The 487-nt window shown below is 60.8% G+C and carries 1 protein-coding gene; it reads left to right on the top strand.

The window, feature by feature from the left end:
- Nucleotides 1-487: chlorophyll a/b-binding protein (locus tag GFJ41_RS21075; RefSeq protein ID WP_170076013.1), on the top strand; the 487-nt coding region annotated here is incomplete at both ends.

Genomic DNA, 487 nt, shown 5'->3' with positions numbered 1-487 from the left:
AAAGAAGAAGATGGCAACTTCAGCAATCCAACAATCAGCATTCGGAGGTCAGGCAGCACTGAAGCCCCAGAATGAGCTGGTCCGTAAGGTCGGCGGCAACGTCGGGGGCGGCCGCTTCACCATGAGGCGCACCGTCAAGAGCTCTCCCCAGAGTATCTGGTACGGAGCGGACAGGCCCAAGTACTTGGGCCCATTCTCAGAGCAGACCCCATCATACCTGACCGGAGAATTCCCCGGCGACTACGGGTGGGACACCGCGGGGCTGTCGGCTGATCCCGAGACGTTCGCAAGGAACAGGGAGCTGGAAGTGATCCACTCAAGGTGGGCGATGCTGGGCGCACTAGGGTGCGTGTTCCCGGAGGTGCTGTCGAAGAACGGGGTGAAGTTCGGAGAGGCAGTGTGGTTCAAGGCAGGAGCACAGATATTCTCGGAGGGGGGTCTCGACTACCTGGGCAATCCCAACCTGGTGCACGCCCAGAGCATCCGG

Source organism: Paraclostridium dentum (genome assembly GCF_012922555.1).
Lineage (GTDB): Bacteria > Bacillota > Clostridia > Peptostreptococcales > Peptostreptococcaceae > Paraclostridium > Paraclostridium dentum.
This window is presented reverse-complemented; position numbering and strand designations above follow the sequence as displayed.